The organism is Candidatus Corynebacterium faecigallinarum (assembly GCF_052264515.1).
Lineage (GTDB): Bacteria > Actinomycetota > Actinomycetes > Mycobacteriales > Mycobacteriaceae > Corynebacterium > Corynebacterium faecigallinarum.
Map to the genome: position 1 here is coordinate 1 of NZ_JBQQOC010000013.1, position 21,059 is coordinate 21,059.

Below are 21,059 nucleotides of genomic sequence, written 5' to 3' on the forward strand. Positions count from 1 at the left end.
AACTAGACAGCTCCAGACAGCGCTAATCCATGCCCCGCAGCTTGTCGAGCTGCCGGCGTTCCCGTTTCGTAGGACGCCCCGCGCCCCGGTCCCGTCGCGGGATCGACGCCAGGATCTCCTTCGACGGTGGCGGCGGGGAATGGTCGATGTAGCACTCCCGGGCCCGCGGTGCCCCGACCCGCTTCGTCACCAGGTCGGTGACCTCGTAGATGTACTCGCGGTGGTTCACCCAGGCGCGCACCCGGTCACCGACCGCCACGGTCTGCGCCGGTTTCACCGTGGCGTCGTTGAGCTTTACATGGCCGGCCTTGCAGGCAGCGGCCGCCGCCGAGCGGGTCTTGAACAGGCGCACCGACCATACCCACGCATCGATCCTGGCAGTGCCCCCAGTGCCACCAGTGCCACCGCTCATCAGTGGCTCACCACTGGTCCTTGTGGTTGACGACCTCCCGCACCTTCACCGCGTTGTAGCCGAGAACGACCACGGCCACAATGGCGATGGTGAGGAAAAGCCCGGTGGCCGAGGTCAGCAATGCGAGGACACCACCTGCCACCGCGACACCTCCGGCGATCTGGATGGACCTGGAGCGCTTACGGACCTCCGCCTTGCGGCGGGCGACGGGATTGTCGGAGTAGTTGTCCATTGTCATGGTTCCAGACTACCGCAGCGCCCCCACCGTCGGAGAAGAGTCCGCCCACCGCATCCCGGCTCTGCCAGGTTCAACTCCACCTCCAGTCAATTCGCTGATCAGTGCCGTCGGGTCCTCACCCGGCGGCATTGACAGGGTCAGGGTGACACTCGCCCCGTAGTCGGCGGTCACGTCCACCCCACGGCCACGCACCTCGGCCTCGACCTTGCCGGCGACAGCATGATCGAGGTCCACCGTCCACAGTTGCTGAGGCTGACGGGTGACCACCGGCAACACCTTCAGCACCGCGCGGGTGGCGTCCTGGTAGGCGCGTACCAGTCCACCGGTGCCGAGCTTGACCCCGCCGAAGTAGCGCACGACCACCACCGCGATGTCCTGCAATCCGGTCCCCCGCAGCATCTCCAGCATCGGCTGGCCGGCGGTACCGGCCGGTTCCCCGTCATCGCTGGAGCGCTCCACCGGGTTCGCCGCATCGACGTGCAGGATATAGGCACTGCAGTGGTGGCGGGCGTCTGGGTAAGACGCCCGGACCGATGCCAGTAAGTCCCGGGTGGCGTCCTCGTCGGTGACCCGGGCGGCGCAGGCGATGAACCGGGAGCGCTTCTCCTCGGTCTCCGCGCTGACCCACCCCGTGGGGACGTCAGCCGGCCGCCGGTACGCCGCGTCCGCCATTTAGCCCAGCACCCCGGCCCAGGTCGAGGCCTTGAGGTCCCCCATCAGGCTGGAAGTCCGGGACACCCGGAGTGCCGAGGGCAGCATGTACTGCAGTTCTTCGTCACCGTCGGTGAGGGTGAGGTAGACGTCCGAGGCGCCCTTGTTGTTGTGCAGGACGGCCTTGAGCCGGTCCATGTTGTCCGGGGTGGCCTGGTCGACCCGCATACGCAGCCGCAGCGGGGCGCCGGAACCGGCACCGACGGACAGCTCGGCGAGTTTCAGGTCATTGCAGAACAGGCTGGTGCGGTCGTCGCGGATGCTCACCTCGGCCTGGGCGAGGATGATGTTGTCCTCGGCGATCATCGGGGCGACCATCGAGTAGGTGCGGGAGAAGCACAGCAGCTCGATCTGCGCGCCGTGCTGGTCCTCCACGGTGACGATCGCCCAGGGGTTGCCCTTCTTGTCGACCCGTCGGTCGACACCGGAGATGATGCCGCCGACCTTGATGGCCCGCTTGTCCTGCAACTCACCGGAGAGCACCGTGGTCAGCGGGGTGTCGATCTGGGAGTCCAGGGACGCCTCGAAACCGTCCAGCGGGTGCCCGGAGACGTAGAGGCCCAGCATCTCCTTCTCCAGGGTCAGCTCGTGCTTGCGCTCCCAGTGCTGGTCAGGGACCTCGACCTTGAAGGCCGCGGCGGCGTCTTCGGCGCCGTCCATGTCGCCGAGGCCGGCGAAGAGGTCGAACTGACCGCGGGCGGCGGCCTTCTTGGTGGAGGTCACCGAGTCCACGGCGTCCTCGAAGACCAGCATCAGGCCCTTACGGGGATGACCGAGGGAGTCGAAGGCACCGGCCTTGATCAATGACTCGGTGACACGCTTGTTGCAGGCGGTGGCGTCAATCTTGTCGAGGTAGTCGGAGAAGTCGGCGAAGGCGTCCTTCTCCTTACGGGTGGCGACGATGGAGTCGACGACGTCCTCGCCGACGTTGCGCACCGCACCCAGTCCGAAGCGGATGTCCTCGCCGACCGGCTTGAAGGTGAAGTCGGACTCGTTGACGTCCGGGGACAGCACGTTGATGCCGAGGTGACGGCAGTCGGCGAGGTAGATCGCGGACTTGTCCTTCTTGTCCGCCACCGAGGTCAGCAGGGCGGCCATGTACTCGGCGGTGTAGTGCTCCTTGAGGTAGGCGGTCCAGAAGCTGACCAGGCCGTAGCCGGCGGCGTGCGACTTGTTGAACGCGTAGCCGGCGAAGGGCAGGATCGTGTCCCACAGGGTCTGGATCGCCTCGCTGCCGAAGCCGTTCTCCTTCATTCCTGCCTCGAAGTTCTCGAACTCCTTGGCCAGCACCTCCGGCTTCTTCTTACCCATGGCCTTACGGAAACCATCGGCCTGACCGGCGGTGTAGTTCGCGACCTTCTGCGAGATCCTCATGATCTGCTCCTGGTACACGATCAGGCCGTAGGTTTCCTCGAGGATCTCCTCCAGTGCCTCGGCGAGCTCCGGGTGGATCGGCTCGATCGGCTTGCGCCCGTTCTTACGGTCGGCGTAGTCCCAGTGCGCGCCCACACCCATCGGGCCCGGGCGGTACAGGGCGAGCGCGGCGACGATGTCGTTGAAGCCGGTGGGTTTCATCCGCTTCAGCAGTTCCTGCATGCCACCGGAGTCCAGCTGGAAGATGCCCAGGGTGTCGCCGCGGGCCAGCAGCTCATAGGCTGCCGGGTCCTCGGTGGTCAGGCTCTCCAGGTCGAGGTCCTCGTCCCGGTTCTTCTTGATGTTCTCGATGCAGTCGCCGATGACGGTGAGGTTGCGCAGCCCCAGGAAGTCCATCTTCAGCAGGCCGATGGCCTCGCAGGCCGGGTAGGGCCAGCCGGTGATGATCGCACCGTCCTGCTGCCGCTTCCACATCGGGATGTGGTCGAGCAGCGGGACGGACGCCATGATCACCGCACAGGCGTGGACGCCGGCCTGACGCACCACGCCCTCCAGGCCGAGGGCGTCGTCGTAGATCTCCTTGACCACCGGGTCGGTCTCGATGAGGGTACGGATCTCCGCGGCCTCCGCATAGCGGTCGTGGTTGGGGTCCATGATGCCGGACAGCGGGATGTCCTTGGCTGCTTGCGCCGGCGGCAGGGTCTTGGTGATCCGGTCGGCAATCTGGAAGCCGGGCTGGCCGTGGTGGGCACGGGCGGCGTCCTTGAGTGCCTGCTTGGTCTTCACCGTGCCGAAAGTGATCACCTGGGCGACTTTGTCCTGGCCCCAGTTGTCGGCGGCGTAGCGGATCATCTCGCCACGGCGGCGGTCATCGAAGTCGATATCGATATCCGGTGCCGAGGGACGTTCCGGGTTGAGGAACCGCTCGAACATCAGCCCGTGCTCGATCGGGTCGATGTTGGTGATCGTCAGCGCATAGGCCACCAGCGCACCGGCGGCGGAACCACGGCCCGGACCGACACGGATGCCGATGGAGCGGGCGTACTTGATCAGATCGGCGACGACGAGGAAGTAGGACGGGTAGCCCTTGATGTCGATGACGTCGATCTCGTACTCGGCACGGTCGAGGTACTCCTGGGGCACCTCCCCGCCGTTGAAGCGTTCGATGAGCCCCTCCTGGACCTCGTGGCGCAGCCAGGTGGTCGGGGTGTGGCCCTCCGGCACGTCGTACTTCGGCATGCGGTCGTGGGTGTGCTCCTCCCACAGCTCGCCGTAGTCCTGGACGCGCTCGGCGATCCACAGGGTGTTGTCACAGCCGTCGGGGACGATCGGGTCCCAGTACTCGCGCAGCATCTCGGCGGGCTTGATGTAGTAGCCGTCGCCGGAGAAGGCGAAGCGCCGGCCGCCGTTGTCCAGGGTGGGCTCGTCCATCGTCGCACCGGTCTGCACGCACAGCATGACCTCGTGCGGCTTGGCCTGCTTCTGCAGCACGTAGTGGCAGTCGTTGGTGACCAGGGGCGGCAGTTCCAGCCGCCTGCCGATCTCCAGAAGATCGTCACGGACCCGCTTCTCGATGTCGAGACCGTGGTCCATGAGCTCGAGGAAGTAGTTGTCCTTGCCGTAGATGTCCTGCCACATCGCGGCGGCTTCCAGGGCCTTGTCGAACTGGCCGAGGCGCAGCCGGGTCTGCACGTCGCCGGAGGGGCAGCCGGTGGTGGCGATGATGCCTTCGGCGTGCTCGGCGACGATCTCGGCGTCCATTCGCGGGTACTTGGAGACCTGGCCTTCATAGGACGCCAGGGACGACAGGCGGAAGAGATTGCGTAGCCCGGTGGCGTTCTCCGCCATCATCGTCTGGTGCAGGTAGTAGCCACCGCCGGCGACGTCATCACGCTTCTGCTCCGGCTCGCCCCATTTGACGCGGTCCTTGATCAGGCGGGATTCGGGTGCCATGTAGCACTCGATGCCGATGATGGGTTTGATGCCGGCACCGGTCATCGCCCGGTAGAAGGCGTCGGAGCCGAACATGTTGCCGTGGTCGGTCATGCCGACCGCCGGCATCCCCTGGCGGGAGACCTCCTCGGCCAGGAGATCCACCTTCGCCATGCCGTCGAGCATGGAGTACTCGGTGTGGTTGTGCAGGTGGACGAAGGAGGACTTCTTCATGGAGGACAGTCTACCGTCGTCCCCGGACCGTTCAATCCATCGCTCGATCCCCCACTACGATGAACGCATGGCGCCGGACCCGAACGCACTCATCCCCTACGATCTTCACGAACTGGACAAGGTCACCGGCGGAATACGCCCCGGTCAGCTCGTGGTCGTGACCTCGGACCCCGGGGCGGGCAAGACCACCCTGTTGCTGCAGTTCCTGCGCAGTGCCATCCGGCAGGGCCACCCGGTGCACCTGGTGTCCCTGGAGATGTCCGAGGCCGACATCCGTCAACGGCTGTTCAGCGGGGAGGCAGAGGTCACGCTGCAGTCACTGGACACCGGGGAGGGTCGGGAGCCGCTGTCGGACCTCTCCGCTGCCGCAGCGATGTTCCCGGGGGCGATGCTGGATCTGGAGGTCCGCGGCGACCTCGAGTTGATGGATTTCCTCATGCTCACCGAGGACAAGGGGGACCGGATTCTGGCGATCGACTGTGTCGACCTGGTCGACCCCGACTACGTGGGCGGTAACGGGAGGACGCTGGGAGGGATTTCCCGACGACTCAAGAAGTACGCCCTCGAGTCCGGATGGCCGGTCGTCGTCACCGCGCGTCACCACAAGAAGTTCCTGTCCAAGAGCCCTCTGATGGCGGAGGCGGACGTGGTCATCAAGCTGGACCGTCCGGACGCTGCCGTCCTGGACCACGAACGGTCCGGGGAAGCTGACATCCACGTGGTGAAGAACCGCATGGGACCCATCGCATCGTTCACGGTGATGCATCAGCTGCACTACTCGAAGTTCAGGTCACTCACGTCGTAATAGCTGCTCCATCCTCGCAGCGCTATATCGCGCTATACGTCTCCATTTACGCTATACGTGCTAGTGTGTGCCCATGTCACCACGCCAGCCGAATCCGTACACCCCCGGCTTCAACCAGGCACCCATGGTCTTCGCCGGGCGCACCGAGGTCCTCGACGCCGCCGGTGAAGCCCTGGAGGTCGCCGCATTCGACGGACGCACTCCCCGCCCGTTGATCCTGGTCGGGCCGCGTGGGGTCGGCAAGACCGTCACCCTGGGCCAGATCTCCGCTGCGGCCGCGCAACAGCACAGCTGGCCGACCGTCCATGTCGAGGCAACTCCGGGACAGCTCATCGACGTGCTCACCACCCGGCTGAAGGACGCCGAGGACATCTTCCACGGCACCGCCCCCTCGCGCACGCCTCGCACCACGATCACCGGCACCAAGGTGGAGGCGACGATCCTCGGCGTCGGTGGTGGCGTCGAAATCAAGCGGGACCCAGCGGACCCGCAGCCCACCCTGCGCGACCAGCTACGGGCCACGATGGAGGCAGCCCTCGAACGGGGCGCGGGCCTGCTCATCACCCTCGATGAATTGCAGAACGCCTCCACCGCGGACCTCCACGAACTCGGCGGGGTCCTGCAGGAGAGCGTCCCGGAGAGTTGGCCCTTGGTCGTTGCGATGGCCGCCCTGCCGTCGCTGCGTGAGAAGCGGGGTAAGCGCCTGCCGACCTACCTCGAGCGCGCCGAGTGGCACCCGCTGGAGTCGCTGCCCAGCTCCGACGCCCGCGAGGCGCTGACCGGTCCGGCGGCGCAGTCAGGGCGTCCGATGACCTCAGAGGCGGCCGATCTCCTTCTCTCCCAGTCCGGCGGCTACCCCTACGCCATCCAGGTGGCCGGCCACTTCGCCTGGCGGTCCTCCACCGGCAGTGACGCGATCGAAGTGGAACATGCTCGGACTGCGGTTCCCCGCATTGAGGCCGACCTCGACCAGCTGTTCCTCAGCCGGTGGGACGGCGCCAGCGCCCGGGAGCAGGAATACCTCTCCGCGTTAGCTACGGTGCAGCAGCATGTCGACGAACCCAATGGCGGCCACGTGGCCGCCGCACTGGGCGAGGCCACACAGGCGGTGTCCTACCTGCGTGACCGGTTGATCAAGAAGGGGACGATCTACCGCAGTGCGGCCGGCGGACTGCACTTCATCACCCCGGGCATGGCCCGGTGGGTGCGCGACCGCACGGCGGACTGATTATCAACAGATCTACAGGCACAGCCCGCCACTGACGCCGCGGGCACACAGCAGGGTGCGCTCGACCTGGGAGATCGTGTACTCGCCGTTGTTTTCGTCGAAGGTGACCTTCAGACGCTCACCGGCCTGGGCATCGTCCGGCACCCCGGTGATGTCCATACGGAAGGCGCCGTCCCCGGTGTCCTCGGGCTTGGTGACGATCGCCCATCGGCCCATGTCACCGTAGGTGACCTCGTGCCCGATGGCGGCGAGGCTGCGGACGGGATCGTCCGACGGCGGGATGTGCGCCCACTCACCGGTGACATCCGTGACACCACCGAAGTAGAACAGGTGGGCACCAGGCATCCAGCCCTGGACGCCGTCCTGTCGGACCTCGACCCAGTAGCCCTCGTCCGGAAGCGTGGTGTTGTTCCACTCCCGACCGGCCAGCTCGAGCGATCCGGTGCGCCACACCTGGCCGACCTCCTCGGACTCCAGGCTCGGCTGTGCCCGGATGATCTCCGGGGCGATGTCCGGTGTCAGTCCGGCGACACCCACCACGGCCCCTTCACGGGAGTAGTAGGTCTCGACCTGCTCACCGGGCACGGTGATCTCGCCGGGGTCACCCGGGTCGCCCGGGTCGCCTGGGTCACTCGGGTCAGGCTGCGTGCCGTCCCCGGGGCCACCGGCGATCTCGGTGACGGTGTCGGCCACGGTGTCCGGCGAAGCGGAGTTGTTGTCGTTGTCTTCGCCGCCCGAATTCCCGCACGCCCCCAGCAGCAGTGCCGCACACGCCCCCACGGCCAGCACCGGATTACGGTTTCTGCGGTTCCTCATTACAGTTCACCCTCGATCTTCATCGTGTGTATCTGTTTCCCTCAGACAAACGATGAGGTTCAACACCGCGTTACCGGCCGGTCTTGTCTCTCACCCCAGATCAAGGCCGATGTCCATGACGCTCACCGAGTGGGTCAGCGCCCCGACCGCCAGCGACTCCACCCCGGCAGCCGCATAGTCGCCGGCCACCTCCAGGGTCAGCCCACCTGAGGACTCCAGCAACACCTCAGGAGCTAGCTGGCCGCGCACCGCCACCGCAGACTCCGTCTGCTCCACCGAGAAGTTGTCCAGCAGCACCTGCTGCGGCGGCTCATCCAGGGCCAGTACCTCGCGCAGCTGGTCCAGGGTGTCGACCTCCACCTCACACCACAGGTCGGGGTGTCCGTGGCGCACCGCCAGGTAGGAATCCACCACGCCACCACCGGCGAATACGTGGTTGTCCTTCACCATCGCCTGGTCGGAAAGGTTGTAGCGGTGCGGCACCCCACCGCCGTGCACCACCGCGCGCTTCTGCAGCAGCCGCAGGCCCGGCAAGGTCTTGCGGGAATCCCGCACCGCGACGCCTCTACCGGACCTCGTGGACTCCACCGCCACAGCGACTTCCTCGACCCACTCCGCGGTATGCGTCGCCACACCAGAGGCATGGGACAGCATATTCAGCACGGTGCGCTCCAGCTGCAGCATCGCCCGCACACTCCCACTGAGCACTCCCACCACATCCCCCGGCGCGACCCGAGTACCGTTGTCCACCGCATCAGTTAGTGTGACTGTTCCGCCGAGCACCTCGGCGAACGCAGGGGTGGAGGACGCGACCTCGAGGATCGCGGCGACGGCGTCCACCCCGGAGATGATTCCGTCCTGCCGGGCGATGAGTTCCCCGTGTCCGTGCATGTCCGCGGGCACGGTCGCCAAGGTGGTGGCGTCGCCGGACGCATGCTCTCCGGTGTCACCGGCACTAAGGTCCTCGGTCAGCGCCACCCGTGCCAGGGCGGTGAACAGCGAAGCGTCGGAATGCAGGTCACCCAGTGGGGCGGTGACAGGGAACTCGGCGGTCGATCCGCTCACTCGCCGCCTCCCGGGGTTCCCACAGCGATCATCCGCTCGACTGCGGCCCTGGCCTTCTCGGCGACATCGGGTTCCACATCGACCTCGTCGGCGCCGAGCGACAGGCAGCGCAGCAGCGCGGCCGGGGTGATCATCTTCATGTACGGGCAGGACGCCCGCTCATTCACCGGGGCGAAGTCGACGTCCGGCGCGACTCCCTTGAGCTGGTGCAGCATGCCCACCTCGGTGGCGACGAGTACTTTGCCGCGTCCGGCGTCTGACGCGGTCTTCGCCGAGCTCAGCATCTCACCGGTGGAGAGCATGTGCACCCGCTCCGGGTCGATGATGCCCTCGCCTGCCAGGTAGATCGCCGAGTTCGCACAGCCGCACTCCGGGTGGATGAACAGGTCGGCATCCGGGTTCTCCTCGGCCCGGCGCGCCAGCTCCGGTCCGGAGATGCCCGCGTGGACGTGGCACTCCCCTGCCCAGACGTGGATGTTGTCGCGTCCGGTCTGGCGTTGCACGTGCGCGCCGAGGAACTGGTCGGGGCCGAAGAGGATCTCCTTGTCGGCCGGCAGTCCGGCGACCACGTCCACGGCATTTGAGCTGGTGCAGCACACGTCGGTGAGTCCCTTCACCGCGGCGGTGGTGTTGATGTAGCTGACCACCAGCGCATCGGGGTGCTCGGCCTTCCACTCGGCCAGTTCACGCTCGGACAGGGAGTCGGCCAGCGAGCAGCCGGCTTCCTCGTCGGGGATCAGGACGGTCTTCTCCGGCGACAGGATCTTGGCGGTCTCCGCCATGAAGTGCACCCCGCAGAACACGATGACGTCCGCGTCGGTCTCTGCGGCGATCCGGGACAGTGCCAGGGAGTCACCCGTGTGGTCGGCGATGTCCTGGATTTCGGGCAGTTCGTAGTTGTGGGCCAGGATCACCGCGTTGCGTGCCTTCTTCAGCCGCCGGATCTCCGCTGCCCATTCCTCGTCACCGTCGATGCCCTCCCACCGTCCGATGGGGCCGTCCGGCCCGGTATGCCCAGGGGCACGGTAGATCTTCTCCATCATAGGACTCGCATAGCCGTCCGTCCGGGTAGTCGTCCCGGTAGTCGTCACAGTCATGTCGGACGATGATATCCGAAAGTCCTGCACAACCCCAGGGACTGGACGTATTCTCAGGAGAATGAGCACTCCCCGCCCTGCTGTGCGCGAAGCCGTCGCGCACCTCGACGCCCCGTTCAGCGTCCTCGATCTTGACAGTGCGCTCGCCAACGCCGCCGACATGGTCCGTCGGGCCAATGGCACACCGATCCGGCTGGCGACGAAGTCCGTGCGGATCCGGTCGCTGATCGACCGCCTTCTCACCCTCGACGGGATCCGGGGGTTGATGTCCTACTCCCTCGGTGAGGCCCTGTGGCTGGTCGACGAGGGTACCTGCGACGACATCCTGGTGGCCTACCCCAGTGCCGACCGCGAGTACCTGCACCGTCTGACGTGTGAGGAGAAGTACCTCCGGACAATCACCGTGATGGTCGATTCGGTGGAGCACCTCGACGTCATCGATGCCGTCGCCCCACCGGCCGAGCGTGGGGTCGTGCGGGTGTGTATCGACGTGGACGCTTCGCTCTCCTTCGGCCCGCTCCATCTCGGGGCGCGTCGCTCCCCGGTGCACTCGGTGGAGCAGGCCCGCCGTCTTGCCGAGGAGATCGTCGACCGCGACGGCTTCGAGCTGGTCGGCATCATGGCCTACGAGGGGCAGATCGCCGGCACCACCGACACCTCCCCCGCCGTCGCCGCGGTCAAGGCCTTGTCTGCCCTGGAACTCGCCGGCCGTCGGGCAGGCATCGTCGCCGCGGTCCAGGAGGTCGCCGGGGATCTGCAGTTCGTCAACGGCGGTGGCACCGGGTCGATCGAGTCCACCACTGCCGAGGACGTCGTCACCGAGGTCGGGGCCGGTTCCGGGGTCGTCGGCCCAGGACTGTTCGACAACTACACCACCTTCCGGCCCCTGTCTGCCGAGTGGTTCGTGTTGCCGGTGGTCCGCCGACCGGCCCCTGGTTTCGTCACCGTCGCCGGTGGCGGACGCATCGCCTCCGGCCCACCGGGTGCCGACCGGGTCCCGGTGATCGACTTCCCCCGTGGCCTGGCGATGACCTCCATGGAGGGGGCCGGGGAGGTCCAGACGCCCTTGCGCGGTGAGGTCGCCGACTCCCTGTCACTCGGTGACCACGTGTGGATGCGGCACGCCAAGGCCGGCGAGCAAGCGGAGTTCGCCGAGACCGTCCTGGTGGTCAGTGACGGTGACATCCTCGATGAATGGCCCACCTACCGGGGCGAAGGACGGAGCTTCACATGATCGGCAAGCGCTGGCGCAACTGGTCCGGTGGGCAGACCGCCACCCCGACACAGGTCTCCCAACCAGCCACCGAGGCAGAGCTGGTGGAGGTGGTGACCCACGCCGCCGAGCAGGGGTCGACGGTGAAGGCCGTCGGTGCCGGACATTCATTCACCCCGGTCGCGGTGACCGACGGTGTACTGGTCAACCTCGACCATCTCTCCGGCATCGTGAATGTCGACCGGGCCGCCATGGAGGTCACCTTCCTGGCCGGCACCCGGCTGCGGGACGTTCCCGCACTGCTGCGCCCCCACGGGCTGGCCCTGGCCAACCAGGGTGACGTGGACCCCCAGTCCCTGGCCGGTGCAGTCTCCACCGGCACCCACGGAACCGGTGCCGGGCTCACCGGTTTCGCCGGCATGGTCCGCGCGATGCGGGTCATCACCGCCGACGGCACCGTCCACGACGTCGGCCCCGGCGACCCACTGTTCGACTACGGGCGGGTCGCCTTCGGCAGCCTGGGGGTCATCACCCGGATCACCGTCGAGGTGGTCGAGGCCTTCCTGCTTGCTGCGGTGGAGAAGGCCGAACCCCTCGACCCGGTCCACCACGACTTCCCCACCCGCGCCCGGGCGGTCGACCACCTGGAGTACTACTGGTTCCCCGGCACCGACGTCGCCCACGTCAAGACCAACACCCGTCTGCCGGGCACCGCACCGACCAACCCGGTGCCGCGCTGGAAGTCACTCTTGGACGACGAGCTGGTCAGCAACCTCGCCTACGAAGGAATGTGCCGGTTGATGCACCGCCTGCCGGGCACCACCTCGGCGATGAACCGGCTCGCCGCGGCCACCCTGGCCCAGCGTGAGTACACCGACACCGCCCATGCTGTCTTCGTCTCCCCGCGCCGGGTGCGCTTCAACGAGATGGAGTACGCAGTGCCCCTCGACGACGCCCCCGAGGTGCTCGCCGAGGTGCACCGGGCGATCGACGGGTCGGGGCTGTCGGTGGGTTTCCCCATCGAGGTGCGCTGTGCCGCCGCCGACGATGTCCCGCTGTCCACCGCCAAGGACCGGGAGTCCTGCTACCTCGCGGTGCACCGCTATCACCGGGACAACTACCGGGAGCTCTTCGCGGTGGTGGAGCCGGTACTCGTTGCCGCGGCAGGACGCCCTCACTGGGGCAAGCTGCACACCCTGGACCATGATGGTCTGGCCGCAGTGCACCCGGACCTGGATGCCGTCGGCGCAGTGCGCGCAGAGGTCGACCCGGACGGTATGTTCCGTAACCCCATGGTCGACCGGATCTTCGGACTGGGTTAACGCGTCTCCACACGGACCTGGTCGACGACCTGCCTGGTCGCCTCGGCGAGCTCCGCCAGCTCCGGTTGGCCGAGTTTCCGGTTACCGGCCGAGGCACAGCGGTCGAGCATCCGGTAGCCGCAGCGTTGCACCAGCAGGTGTCCCTGCCACAACGTGCCGTCCGGATCCGCCGACGGCCGGTTGGTGGCCATCGCCTCGGCGTCACGACGCTCCCACAGCAACTCGAACTGCAGGTCGCGACGCTGCACCAGCGCGTCATGTGGGACGGAGCCGGCGACCAGCCGGCCGAGCAGACCGGTCATCGCCGCCAGGCAGTTCTCCCGTTGGCGGATCACCCGCCGCTTGTCTGCGCCGCGGGCGATCAGCCACAGTGATGCGATGGCGCAGGCGGTGGCGATCCCCACCTCGGCGATACGGGAGACCACACCCGGGCCCAGCGGCTGGTGCATCGCCCCACCCATCATCATCGCCAACGGGGTGACCACGGTGACGGTGAAGGCGTAGTTGCGGACCACGAGAACCTCAGCGAGGAACTGGCACAGTGCCAGTGCAGCGAGCAGGCTCCAGCCGTCGAGCTCCAGCAGGTGGAACCCGGCGAACAGCAACACCCCGGCCACGGATCCGACCACCCGGTGGGCTGCCCGGACCGTGCCGGGTCGAAGATCGGGACCCCACTGCAGGATCACCATGGCGGTGACGATCGCCCAGTCCGGACGGTCGAACCCCAGCGCAACGCCGACGGTACCGGCGACCAGGCTGGCCACCCCGATCTTCACCGCAGTGGTCATGGCGTGCGAGTTCGGGGTCATCGACCGGAAGATCCGGTAGCGCACCGACGGACGCAGCAGCGGCACCGTGGATTCACCGGCGATCCGACGCTGCGCCGCCAGACAACGCCCCACCAGGTCGTGCTGTTCACCGCCCGGGCCCCGGCCAGCGGCCACCAGGCCAGCGTCGGAGAGTGCGTACCAGGCCTGTGCCAGGGCGACACGCACCCGGTGGGTTTCGGCGACGGTGTTCTGCCCGGTGTTCTCCACCGCCGCCTCCCACGCCTCGACCTGCTGCTCCAACCGGGTCACCGCCGCGGTCTCCGGACGTCGCCGACCCCACAGCGCCGGGACCATGCCGATCAGTACCGCGCACAGGGCACCCAGCGACGTCCACAGGCCGACCTCGACCGGGTTCACCCCCTGCCTGGCGATCATGGTGGAGCCGCCGGCGACCATGACGATGAAGAAGGTGCCCGGCGGTGGCAGCCGCAACGCATTCTGGACGAACCCGGACACTGCGGCGACAGCAGAGGTGAACACCACGATCAGCAGCAGCCAGCAGTGCGAATCCTGCTGCCAGACCACCGTGCCGACCATCGCCCCTGCCATCGCGCCGCAGGCCAGCAGAGCCCCGACGATGGACATCACCCGCCACCGGGCGCGGAACGGCAGTCCTTCACCGAAGATCACCGCGAAACCACCGCCGGCGATCATCAGCATCGCGGTCTGGTGGCCCAGCAGCAGAGCCACCGACGCAGGCAGTGCCAGCGCCAGGGCGGCGCGCAGTGCCCCGGGCCACCGCGGGCCCGAGGGGTTGACCGCGATGAACAGGCGCCACCAGCCGGGCAGTACCGGCGGGTCCTCCGGGGGCGTGTTCGCTGGTCCAGTCTCCTGTCCGGTCTCTCGTCCGGTCACTGGGCCTCCAATTTCTTCACCTTGTTCCGGTGCCTGCTGTTGAGCAACATATCGGTGACGAAGACAGCCAGGGCCACCCAGATCACCGCGAATCCGATCCAGCGGGCGGCTTCGATCTCCTCGCCGACAACGAAGACCGCCCACAGCATCTGCATCACCGGGGTGATGTACTGCAGCATCCCCAGGGTGGTCAACGACAGTTCATGGGCTGCCCGGGCGAAGCACAGCAACGGCAGTGCCGTCACCACGCCGGCGGTGATCAGCAACAGGACGTGACTCACCCCGTGGCCGCCCTGCAGCATCGTGTTGGTGCCCTGGGTCTGCAGCCAGGCCAGGAACAGCACACCTACCGGGGCCAGTACGGCGGTCTCGGCGGTCAACGACTGCAGCGGGGTCAGCGGCACCCGCTTCTTCAGCAGCCCGTACCCGGCGAAGGACAGCGCCAGTCCCAGTGACACCACCGGTGGGGAGCCCAGTGCCACGGTGAGGATCACTACCGCCACTCCGGCGATCGCCACCGACACCCACTGCAGCACCCGCAGTCGTTCGCGGAGCACCAGCACCCCCAACAGCACACTGACCAGGGGGTTGATGAAGTATCCGAGAGCTGCGTCGGCGACGTGGTCGTTATTGACCGCGTAGATGTACAGCCCCCAGTTGCCGGCGATGAGTACCGCGGCGGCGGCGATCCGCAACCACAGGCGTGCCGGGATCTGCCGCATCCACGTGAACCCGGTGGTCAACAGCAGGATAAGCGCGACGAACAGCAGCGTCCACACGAACCGGTGGGCCAGAATCTCGAGGGGTTCTGCGGGACGCAGCAGCGGGAAGAATGCGGGGAAGACGCCCCACATCAGGTAGGCGAGAAGTCCCCAGATCATGTGGCAGGCTCCCCCTCGTCCGCAGGGGCGTCAGAATCCTCCGCGTCGGCGGAGACCGGACGCATACCGATGCGTCCGTACACCGCGTCGGCCGGTAGCGCCTCGACGGTCAGGACGTCCGGCCGGTCGTCCAGCGCACGCAACTGCGCCGGGGTGCCGTGGACCAGCACGCCCAGCACGTCGAGGGCCGGGTCGTCGACCTCGACGCCGGCGTTGGCTGCCATCAGCGCACGGGCCTCGGCGAAGACATCCCCCCGGTGTTGGCCGACGGCGGGTTCCGGCAACGACCACTGTGTGTTCCCCGCCAACAGTGTGGACACCCGCAGATCGGCCTGGTCCGACAGCATCTCGGTCAGCGGCTCGGTGCCCGCCGGAACCATCGGGGTCACCAGTGCCCACCGGGGATCATCACTGTCGGCCCCGGTCTCGGCCTCAACCAGGCTCTCCCGGGCGCGGGTGACGTAATCCACCACCGTTTCACCGGTCTCCGGACCCAGGGAATCACCGTTGATCGCCTGTGGCCGGGACATGCGTTCGGAGTTCGACAGGGTCAGCACGGTGATCCCCAGTGCGACCAGGCAGAGCACCGACAGCCACATCACCCACGCCGGGCGCCTGGTGTCTGCCCACTCACGCTTGCGTCGGACCTTGCGGTTCGGCGCGATCTTCTCCGACGAGCGCATCAGTTGACCTCACGTATCCGGTCCAGCGCAGTCTGCAGATCCTCGGGGTAGGGCGACTCAATGTCCATCCACCGGCCGTCGGGGTGGGTGAAGCCCAGGTGCACGGCGTGCAGCCACTGCCGGTTCAGGCCGAGGAACTCCGACAGTGCCGGATCCGACCCGTACATCGGATCCCCGCAGCACGGGTGGTGCAGTGCGGAGAAATGCACCCGGATCTGGTGGGTCCGTCCGGTCTCCAGGTGGATCTTGACCAGCGTGGCCTGCTGGAACGCCTCGATCGTCTCGTAGTGGGTCACCGCGTGGCGACCCTCGTCGCGCACGGCGAACTTCCAGCCCGCCCCCGGATGCCGGGCGATCGGGGCGTCGATGGTGCCGGTCGTCGGGTCGGGGTGACCCTGCACCAGCGCATGGTAGGTCTTGTCCACGGTGCGGTCGCGGAAGGCCCGCTTGAGCTGTGTGTACGCACGCTCGCTGGCGGCGACGACCATCACGCCGGACGTCCCGACGTCCAACCGTTGGACGATACCCTTACGCTCCGGCGGGCCGGAGGTGGAGATCCGGAAGCCTTCGGCGGCCAGTCCGGAGGTCACCGTGGGCCCCTCCCAGCCGATCGTGGGGTGGGCGGCGACGCCGACCGGTTTATTGACGGCGATGACGTCATCGTCGGCGTAGAGGATCTCCATCCCCTCGACGAACTCGGCCGGCTCATCAGCAAGGTCGCGGGGCGGTTCCGGCAGGGTCACGTCCAACCAGGCGCCGGCGGCGAGTCGGTCGGACTTGCCCACCGACCGACCATCCTGGCTGATGTCGCCGGCTTCGGCCAGTTCGGCGACCACGGTGCGCGACAGGCCGAGCAGCTTTGACAGCCCGGCGTCCACCCGCATCCCGGCCAGTCCGTCGGGAACCGGCATCATCCTGGTCTCGCGGCTCATGCGCCCTGAACCTCCTGCTGCTCATTCTCCTGCTGCTTGAGCTGCTTCGGTTCGATGAACAGCGCGTAGACCAGGTAGACGACGACGCCAATGGTGATGGCGGAGTCGGCGACGTTGAAGATGGCGAAGTTGCCGATGGACACGAAGTCCACCACATGGCCTTGCAGTGAACCGGGGTAGCGGAAAATCCGGTCGATGAGGTTGCCTGCCGCACCGCCACCGATCATCGCCACCGAGGCGATGGCCCACGGGTTACGCACCCGGAACGCCAGCACCACACACACCACCACGGCGATGATCTGGATGATCGAGAAGATGATGGTGGCGTCCTCCCCCATCGAGAAGGCCGCACCGGAGTTGCGGATCAGGTACAGCCGGGCGAAGTCCCCGATGACGGGGTACGCGGTGGCGGGTTCGAGGTTCTCCACGACCAGCCACTTGGTCAGCTGGTCGAGTACCACGATCACGGCCAACGGGATGAGCGCCCACGGGCGGACTTTTGCTGCAGTCACGACGACCATCCTAGGCCATTGGTACCCTGTCCAACGTGCGCACCCTACGACCCGCCCGCCGCCGTCCCTTCGCTTACCCGGTGGTCGCCGCAGCCACTGCTGTCCTGCTCGGACTCGGCGGTCTGACCGCCTGCTCCTCCGACGATGAACCTACCGAAGCCCCGGCCGACGTGCCGGTCCCCGGTGTCGCGGTCACCGTCCTTGACGCCGGTGAGGGCGAGGCCAGCCCCCTGGTGTGGTTCAACGACGACACCGAGCAGGAAACCACCTTCCATGCCACCCGTGGCCTGGAGCAGTCCACCCAGGGAGCCCCGGAGGAGGACGACATCCCCTACGAGGAGCGGACGATGGAGATCCCGCTGACGGTCTCCACCGACACCGACGGCGAGGACCTCGACGCCACCGTCGTCGCCGGTCTTCCCACCGGGGACAACACCGACCGCAACGATGACATCGCCACCGCCGAGGGCTTCACCATGACCCAGTCCTACGGCCAGGACGGCCGGGTCTCCAGCCGCAGCTTCTCCTCCCCGGAAAGCGCCTCGGGCTCGGCACGGGCCAGTGTCGAGCAGTCTTTCACCCAGATGACCGATCTTCCACTGGTCTTCCCCACCGAGGAGCTCGGCGAGGGTGCCCGGTGGACGGTGTCCAGTCAGGTCGACGACTCGATCTCCATGCGGCAGACGGTCACCTACACGCTGATGAAGCGGGAGGGCTCACAGATCGAGCTGGACATCGACATCGACCGAACCCCCTCGGTGCGCCAGCTGCCGGGCACCGACCTTCAGGTCGTGGACTCCGCCAGCGACTCCGGTGGACGGGTCACCGTTGACCTGCGTCGGCCGGTCCCCGTCTCCGGCATGATCGAGACGTCGACCACCGTGACCTTCGGCGAGCCCGACTCGGATATCTCGGTCGTCCAGACCTCCCGCACCAAGTCGGTGTGGGAACCCTCCTCTGGTGAGGACTCCGAGGAATCCGGGGACTAACTCACGGCGTCTAGTTCGCCGGGGCGTCCTCCGGCGCGTCCTCGGCCGGGGCGTCCTGCTCGGCGGCGACGTCCTCGCACAGCGGCGGGAGCTGGTCGGCGGCGACGGTGTTCACCAGGGTGCAGGCCCAGCGGCGCTCCAGCTTCCACTGCCCGTCGTCGTAGACGAACCCGACACCCTCCACCGGGTTCAGGTCGAGATCCGGAACCTCCATCTGCAAGGTGGCCATGACCTGCTGCGGGCTGATCCCCGGCAGGACCGGGTCCACGACCTGCAGGGTCGCCCCGGACTCTTCCTTGGAGCGGGTCATCACGTCGAACAGCTCCACGGCCTCTTCGCCGCCCTCCACACTGTCGGTCTTCTCCTCCGCCGGCACCGCAGGATCCACGGCACGGTCGAGGATGTCCTGGAGCTCCTGCGCCGTCGGGGGCTGGATCTCCTGGGTGTTCTCCGCGGCGGTGGTGGTTCCGGCAGCGTTGTCGGAGCCGTTGGAGTCGTCATCGTCGGACGAGCAGGCGGCCAGGGACAGCCCGGCACTCACGGCGACGGCGGCGGCAAACAGGCGGGTGGACTTCACGGTGGGGGTGCTCCTTCACGGGGCGGGAGTCGTTCGGGCAGTTCGTTCCTCGGAGAGTTTACAGGCCATCGACCTGTAGCCTGGAAATCCGTGAACCCCCATGTGACTGTCCTCGGCACCGGCGGAACCATCGCCTGCACCACCGACGCTGCCGGCGACCTCGTACCCACCTGCAGTATCTCCACGCTGTTGTCCCATGCCGGAATCGCCACGGAGGCCGTCACCGCCCGGGACGTGATGCAGCTGGATTCCTCGACCATGACCTTGGCGGACCTCGATGTCCTGCTGGTCGATATCCACTCCGCTGACGGGCCGGTGGTGCTGACCCACGGCACCGATTCGATGGAGGAGACGGCGATGGCCGTCGACCGTCTGCTCGGCGGCCCGGTGGTACTCACCGGGGCCCAGCGTCCCGCCGATGACGCGTCCCCGGAAGGGCCCGACGGCCCCCGCAACCTGTGCGATGCCGTCGCTGCGGCGGCCACCGCCGAGTCCCCGGTCGTCGCCCTGGGCGGTAAGGTCGTCCCTGCGTACGGGGTCACCAAGGTGCACACCACCGCAGACGAGGCCTTCGGTTCTGTCGGTGAGCCGCGGCCGGAGCGGCTGTCGTCGGGCGCTGCGCTCTCGGCGGGTCCTGCACCGCTCGCCGGCCTACGGGTGGATGTCGTCCCCGCCTACCAGGGTGCCGAGGCGTCCCTGGTGGACACCGCCGTCGCCGCCGGGGCAGACGGCATCGTCGTCGCCGCCTTTGGCTCCGGCAATGTGGGCGTCCTCTCCGACGGGGTGCGCCGGGCCCTCGATGCTGGCATCCCCGTGGTCGTGGCCAGCCGAGTACCGGCCGGTGGGGTGCAGCTTGTGTACGGCGGGGCGGGCGGCGGCCGGGCGATCGCCCGGGCCGGGGTGCGCAGCGCGGGTAAGCTCAGTGTCCCCCAGGCTCGGATGGAGCTGCTGTGTGAACTGGCGGTGCGCCGGGCACAGCAGGATCGGGCGCAGCAGGCATAGCGCGCTACTCCAGGCTGGCCAGTGGTTCCCCTGGGCTGAGCTCGGGGTCGTCGACGGGGAAGGTCCGGGTTCGTCCAGGACCGGTCGAGCGGGTCTCGAACCGCACACTGACCACCCCGGCCCCGGTTCCCTGGACCCAACCGTGGCCGTACTCGGTGTGCGTGATGTCCTGGGTCGGCCGCCAGTGGATGGCGGCGGGTGATTCGGTTGCTTCCACGGTCTTCTCACTGATCTCCGCCGTCTCGTCGACCACGGTCGCCTCCGGGACCTCCGTGCCGGGTTCCGGGAACAGGACGGCCTGACGCTCCTCGGTCAGCCCGGACAGGCTGACCCCCACCAGCCGGACTGCTCCGGATTCCTCGGGGCGGGGCACCACGGACCGGGCTGCGGCGATGATCTCGTCGAGGTCGTCGGTGGGGGCGGACAGGGTGGTCGAACGGGTATGTGCCTGGAAGTCGGCGGTGCGGGTCTTCACTGTCACGGTGCGCGCCGCACGGCCGTCCTTGAGCAGTCGGGCACGGGCCGCGGTGGCGGTGTCCAGCAGCACCGGGTCGACGGCGGCGGTCTTGGAGGCGTCGACGGCCAGGGTGCGTTCGGCGGAGACCTGCTTGGACCTGGCCCGGGGCGCGACGGGACGACGGTCCTTCCCGCGGGCGTAGCCGAGAATCTGCAGGCCCACGGTGCCGAGGAGCCCCTGGACGTCCACGTCATCCATGGCGACGAAGTCCCCGATGGTGTCGACCCCGACCTCGGCGAGTTTCTGTTGTGCGACCGGCCCGATGCCCCAGAGTTCACCGACCGGGCGCGGGTGGAAGACCTTGGCGCGGTCTGCGGCACCGACCACAGTCACCCCATGGGGTTTGTTCAGGTCGGAGGCCATCTTCGCATCGAGCTTCGTGGAGGCCACCCCGATGGAGCAGGGCAGGCCGACCTCCCGGTCGATGGTGTCCTGCAGGTCGAGCGCCCATGCCTGGGCCTCGTCCGGGGTGGCCCCGACGAGGTCGGTGGGTTCGATGAACCCCTCGTCGATGCTGAGGTGTTCGATGACGTCCCCACCGCGGGACAACTGGTCGAAGACCTGTGCGGAGGCCGCGGAGTAGACGGCGAAGCGTGGGGCGACGACCACCGCGGTTCCGCGGCACAGCCGGACCGCCTGGTGCATCGGCATGGCTGACCGCGCTCCGTAGACACGGGCTTCATAGGACGCACCTGCCACGACGCCGCGCCCCGACGCCCCACCGACCAGCACTGGACGGCCGGCGAGGGTCGGTCGGGTGAGCTGCTCGACGGAGGCGAAGAACGCATCCATGTCGAGGTGCACGACCCACCGCTGGCCTGGTGTCATACATGC

General features: G+C 67.7%; 20 protein-coding genes. 6 read left to right on the forward strand and 14 right to left on the reverse strand.

Annotated features, from left to right (window positions below):
• Positions 1-22 precede the first annotated feature (22 nt).
• From ACTXPP_RS08295 to dnaE, 4 genes are read right to left on the reverse strand one after another with little or no spacing between them, the layout of a single operon-like run.
• Positions 23-412: an RNA-binding S4 domain-containing protein gene (locus ACTXPP_RS08295; RefSeq protein WP_301498233.1), complete on the reverse strand. Its 390-nt coding sequence runs from the start codon at positions 410-412 to the stop codon at positions 23-25.
• Between the two features lie 7 nt (positions 413-419).
• On the reverse strand, positions 420-650 hold the full coding sequence (locus tag ACTXPP_RS08300) for a hypothetical protein (RefSeq protein WP_301498235.1): 231 nt from the start codon (positions 648-650) through the stop codon (positions 420-422).
• Positions 651-659: 9 nt separating this feature from the next.
• Positions 660-1,322 (reverse strand): IMPACT family protein, encoded by a 663-nt coding sequence (locus ACTXPP_RS08305; RefSeq protein ID WP_301498237.1) that lies wholly within the window; start codon positions 1,320-1,322, stop codon positions 660-662.
• Positions 1,323-4,901 (reverse strand): DNA polymerase III subunit alpha, encoded by a 3,579-nt coding sequence (gene dnaE, locus ACTXPP_RS08310; RefSeq protein WP_443341758.1) that lies wholly within the window; start codon positions 4,899-4,901, stop codon positions 1,323-1,325. It lies immediately after the preceding gene.
• On the opposite strand from dnaE, the gene ACTXPP_RS08315 reads away from it, so the two are divergent.
• Together ACTXPP_RS08315 and ACTXPP_RS08320 are read left to right on the forward strand one after the other, a co-directional pair.
• Positions 4,900-5,706, forward strand: a complete 807-nt coding sequence (locus tag ACTXPP_RS08315; RefSeq protein WP_301525446.1) for a DnaB-like helicase C-terminal domain-containing protein — start codon at positions 4,900-4,902, stop codon at positions 5,704-5,706. The two genes, dnaE and ACTXPP_RS08315, sit on opposite strands and share 2 nt — an antisense overlap.
• 73 nt (positions 5,707-5,779) lie before the next feature.
• A complete protein-coding gene (locus tag ACTXPP_RS08320) occupies positions 5,780-6,934 on the forward strand; it encodes an ATP-binding protein (RefSeq protein WP_301496087.1) in 1,155 nt (384 codons plus the stop codon).
• Between the two features lie 12 nt (positions 6,935-6,946).
• Here the strand turns inward: ACTXPP_RS08320 and ACTXPP_RS08325 are convergent, their stop codons facing one another.
• The 3 genes from ACTXPP_RS08325 to nadA all read right to left on the reverse strand — a co-directional run bounded on the left by ACTXPP_RS08325 (position 6,947) and on the right by nadA (position 9,912).
• Entirely contained in the window at positions 6,947-7,750 is an 804-nt protein-coding gene (locus ACTXPP_RS08325; protein ID WP_301496089.1) for a hypothetical protein, read from the reverse strand.
• A gap of 90 nt (positions 7,751-7,840) precedes the next feature.
• Positions 7,841-8,815, reverse strand: a complete 975-nt coding sequence (gene nadC, locus ACTXPP_RS08330; protein WP_301496091.1) for a carboxylating nicotinate-nucleotide diphosphorylase — start codon at positions 8,813-8,815, stop codon at positions 7,841-7,843.
• A complete protein-coding gene (gene nadA, locus ACTXPP_RS08335; RefSeq protein ID WP_443341761.1) occupies positions 8,812-9,912 on the reverse strand; it encodes a quinolinate synthase NadA in 1,101 nt (366 codons plus the stop codon). Before nadA ends, nadC begins: the two co-directional genes overlap by 4 nt.
• 61 nt (positions 9,913-9,973) lie before the next feature.
• On the opposite strand from nadA, the gene ACTXPP_RS08340 reads away from it, so the two are divergent.
• Both ACTXPP_RS08340 and ACTXPP_RS08345 read left to right on the forward strand, forming a co-directional pair.
• Complete coding sequence (locus ACTXPP_RS08340; RefSeq protein WP_301496093.1) at positions 9,974-11,146, forward strand: amino acid deaminase/aldolase; 1,173 nt, start codon at positions 9,974-9,976, stop codon at positions 11,144-11,146.
• Complete coding sequence (locus ACTXPP_RS08345; RefSeq protein ID WP_301496095.1) at positions 11,143-12,447, forward strand: D-arabinono-1,4-lactone oxidase; 1,305 nt, start codon at positions 11,143-11,145, stop codon at positions 12,445-12,447. Before ACTXPP_RS08340 ends, ACTXPP_RS08345 begins: the two co-directional genes overlap by 4 nt.
• Here the strand turns inward: ACTXPP_RS08345 and ACTXPP_RS08350 are convergent.
• Genes ACTXPP_RS08350 through lspA form a run of 5 tightly spaced genes read right to left on the reverse strand, consistent with a single transcriptional unit; the run spans position 12,444 to position 17,149 of the window.
• Positions 12,444-14,132: an FUSC family protein gene (locus ACTXPP_RS08350; protein WP_301496097.1), complete on the reverse strand. Its 1,689-nt coding sequence runs from the start codon at positions 14,130-14,132 to the stop codon at positions 12,444-12,446. The two genes, ACTXPP_RS08345 and ACTXPP_RS08350, sit on opposite strands and share 4 nt — an antisense overlap.
• Positions 14,129-15,013 carry an EamA family transporter RarD gene (gene rarD / locus ACTXPP_RS08355; protein WP_301496099.1) on the reverse strand — a complete coding sequence of 295 codons (885 nt, stop codon included), beginning with the start codon at positions 15,011-15,013 and terminating at the stop codon, positions 14,129-14,131. Before rarD ends, ACTXPP_RS08350 begins: the two co-directional genes overlap by 4 nt.
• Positions 15,010-15,696, reverse strand: coding sequence for a hypothetical protein (locus tag ACTXPP_RS08360; RefSeq protein ID WP_443341764.1), 687 nt, complete (start codon positions 15,694-15,696; stop codon positions 15,010-15,012). The genes rarD and ACTXPP_RS08360 overlap by 4 nt, the downstream gene beginning before the upstream one ends.
• A complete protein-coding gene (locus ACTXPP_RS08365) occupies positions 15,696-16,628 on the reverse strand; it encodes an RluA family pseudouridine synthase (RefSeq protein WP_443341766.1) in 933 nt (310 codons plus the stop codon). Before ACTXPP_RS08365 ends, ACTXPP_RS08360 begins: the two co-directional genes overlap by 1 nt.
• Positions 16,625-17,149, reverse strand: a complete 525-nt coding sequence (gene lspA / locus ACTXPP_RS08370; RefSeq protein ID WP_443341767.1) for a signal peptidase II — start codon at positions 17,147-17,149, stop codon at positions 16,625-16,627. The genes ACTXPP_RS08365 and lspA overlap by 4 nt, the downstream gene beginning before the upstream one ends.
• A gap of 26 nt (positions 17,150-17,175) precedes the next feature.
• On the opposite strand from lspA, the gene ACTXPP_RS08375 reads away from it, so the two are divergent.
• Complete coding sequence (locus tag ACTXPP_RS08375; protein WP_301521080.1) at positions 17,176-18,129, forward strand: hypothetical protein; 954 nt, start codon at positions 17,176-17,178, stop codon at positions 18,127-18,129.
• Positions 18,130-18,139: 10 nt separating this feature from the next.
• On the opposite strand, the gene ACTXPP_RS08380 is transcribed toward ACTXPP_RS08375, so the two are convergent.
• Positions 18,140-18,706, reverse strand: coding sequence for a WKL family lipoprotein (locus tag ACTXPP_RS08380; protein ID WP_301521081.1), 567 nt, complete (start codon positions 18,704-18,706; stop codon positions 18,140-18,142).
• Between the two features lie 90 nt (positions 18,707-18,796).
• On the opposite strand from ACTXPP_RS08380, the gene ACTXPP_RS08385 reads away from it, so the two are divergent.
• On the forward strand, positions 18,797-19,708 hold the full coding sequence (locus ACTXPP_RS08385) for an asparaginase domain-containing protein (RefSeq protein WP_301498467.1): 912 nt from the start codon (positions 18,797-18,799) through the stop codon (positions 19,706-19,708).
• A gap of 4 nt (positions 19,709-19,712) precedes the next feature.
• Here the strand turns inward: ACTXPP_RS08385 and ACTXPP_RS08390 are convergent, their stop codons facing one another.
• On the reverse strand, positions 19,713-21,053 hold the full coding sequence (locus tag ACTXPP_RS08390) for a DNA polymerase IV (protein ID WP_443341770.1): 1,341 nt from the start codon (positions 21,051-21,053) through the stop codon (positions 19,713-19,715).
• Between the last annotated feature and the right edge of the window lie 6 nt (positions 21,054-21,059).

What these genes read in the sequence shown, in the direction of transcription:
- ACTXPP_RS08295 (WP_301498233.1), bottom strand. Translation starts at nt 412, where the DNA reads ATGAGCGGTGGCACTGGTGGCACTGGGGGCACTGCCAGGATCGATGCG.
- ACTXPP_RS08300 (WP_301498235.1), bottom strand. Translation starts at nt 650, where the DNA reads ATGACAATGGACAACTACTCCGACAATCCCGTCGCCCGCCGCAAGGCG.
- ACTXPP_RS08305 (WP_301498237.1), bottom strand. Translation starts at nt 1,322, where the DNA reads ATGGCGGACGCGGCGTACCGGCGGCCGGCTGACGTCCCCACGGGGTGG.
- ACTXPP_RS08315 (WP_301525446.1), top strand. Translation starts at nt 4,900, where the DNA reads ATGGAGGACAGTCTACCGTCGTCCCCGGACCGTTCAATCCATCGCTCG.
- dnaE (WP_443341758.1), bottom strand. Translation starts at nt 4,901, where the DNA reads ATGAAGAAGTCCTCCTTCGTCCACCTGCACAACCACACCGAGTACTCC.
- ACTXPP_RS08320 (WP_301496087.1), top strand. Translation starts at nt 5,780, where the DNA reads ATGTCACCACGCCAGCCGAATCCGTACACCCCCGGCTTCAACCAGGCA.
- ACTXPP_RS08325 (WP_301496089.1), bottom strand. Translation starts at nt 7,750, where the DNA reads ATGAGGAACCGCAGAAACCGTAATCCGGTGCTGGCCGTGGGGGCGTGT.
- nadA (WP_443341761.1), bottom strand. Translation starts at nt 9,912, where the DNA reads ATGACTGTGACGACTACCGGGACGACTACCCGGACGGACGGCTATGCG.
- ACTXPP_RS08340 (WP_301496093.1), top strand. Translation starts at nt 9,974, where the DNA reads ATGAGCACTCCCCGCCCTGCTGTGCGCGAAGCCGTCGCGCACCTCGAC.
- ACTXPP_RS08345 (WP_301496095.1), top strand. Translation starts at nt 11,143, where the DNA reads ATGATCGGCAAGCGCTGGCGCAACTGGTCCGGTGGGCAGACCGCCACC.
- rarD (WP_301496099.1), bottom strand. Translation starts at nt 15,013, where the DNA reads ATGATCTGGGGACTTCTCGCCTACCTGATGTGGGGCGTCTTCCCCGCA.
- ACTXPP_RS08360 (WP_443341764.1), bottom strand. Translation starts at nt 15,696, where the DNA reads ATGCGCTCGTCGGAGAAGATCGCGCCGAACCGCAAGGTCCGACGCAAG.
- ACTXPP_RS08365 (WP_443341766.1), bottom strand. Translation starts at nt 16,628, where the DNA reads ATGAGCCGCGAGACCAGGATGATGCCGGTTCCCGACGGACTGGCCGGG.
- lspA (WP_443341767.1), bottom strand. Translation starts at nt 17,149, where the DNA reads ATGGTCGTCGTGACTGCAGCAAAAGTCCGCCCGTGGGCGCTCATCCCG.
- ACTXPP_RS08390 (WP_443341770.1), bottom strand. Translation starts at nt 21,053, where the DNA reads ATGACACCAGGCCAGCGGTGGGTCGTGCACCTCGACATGGATGCGTTC.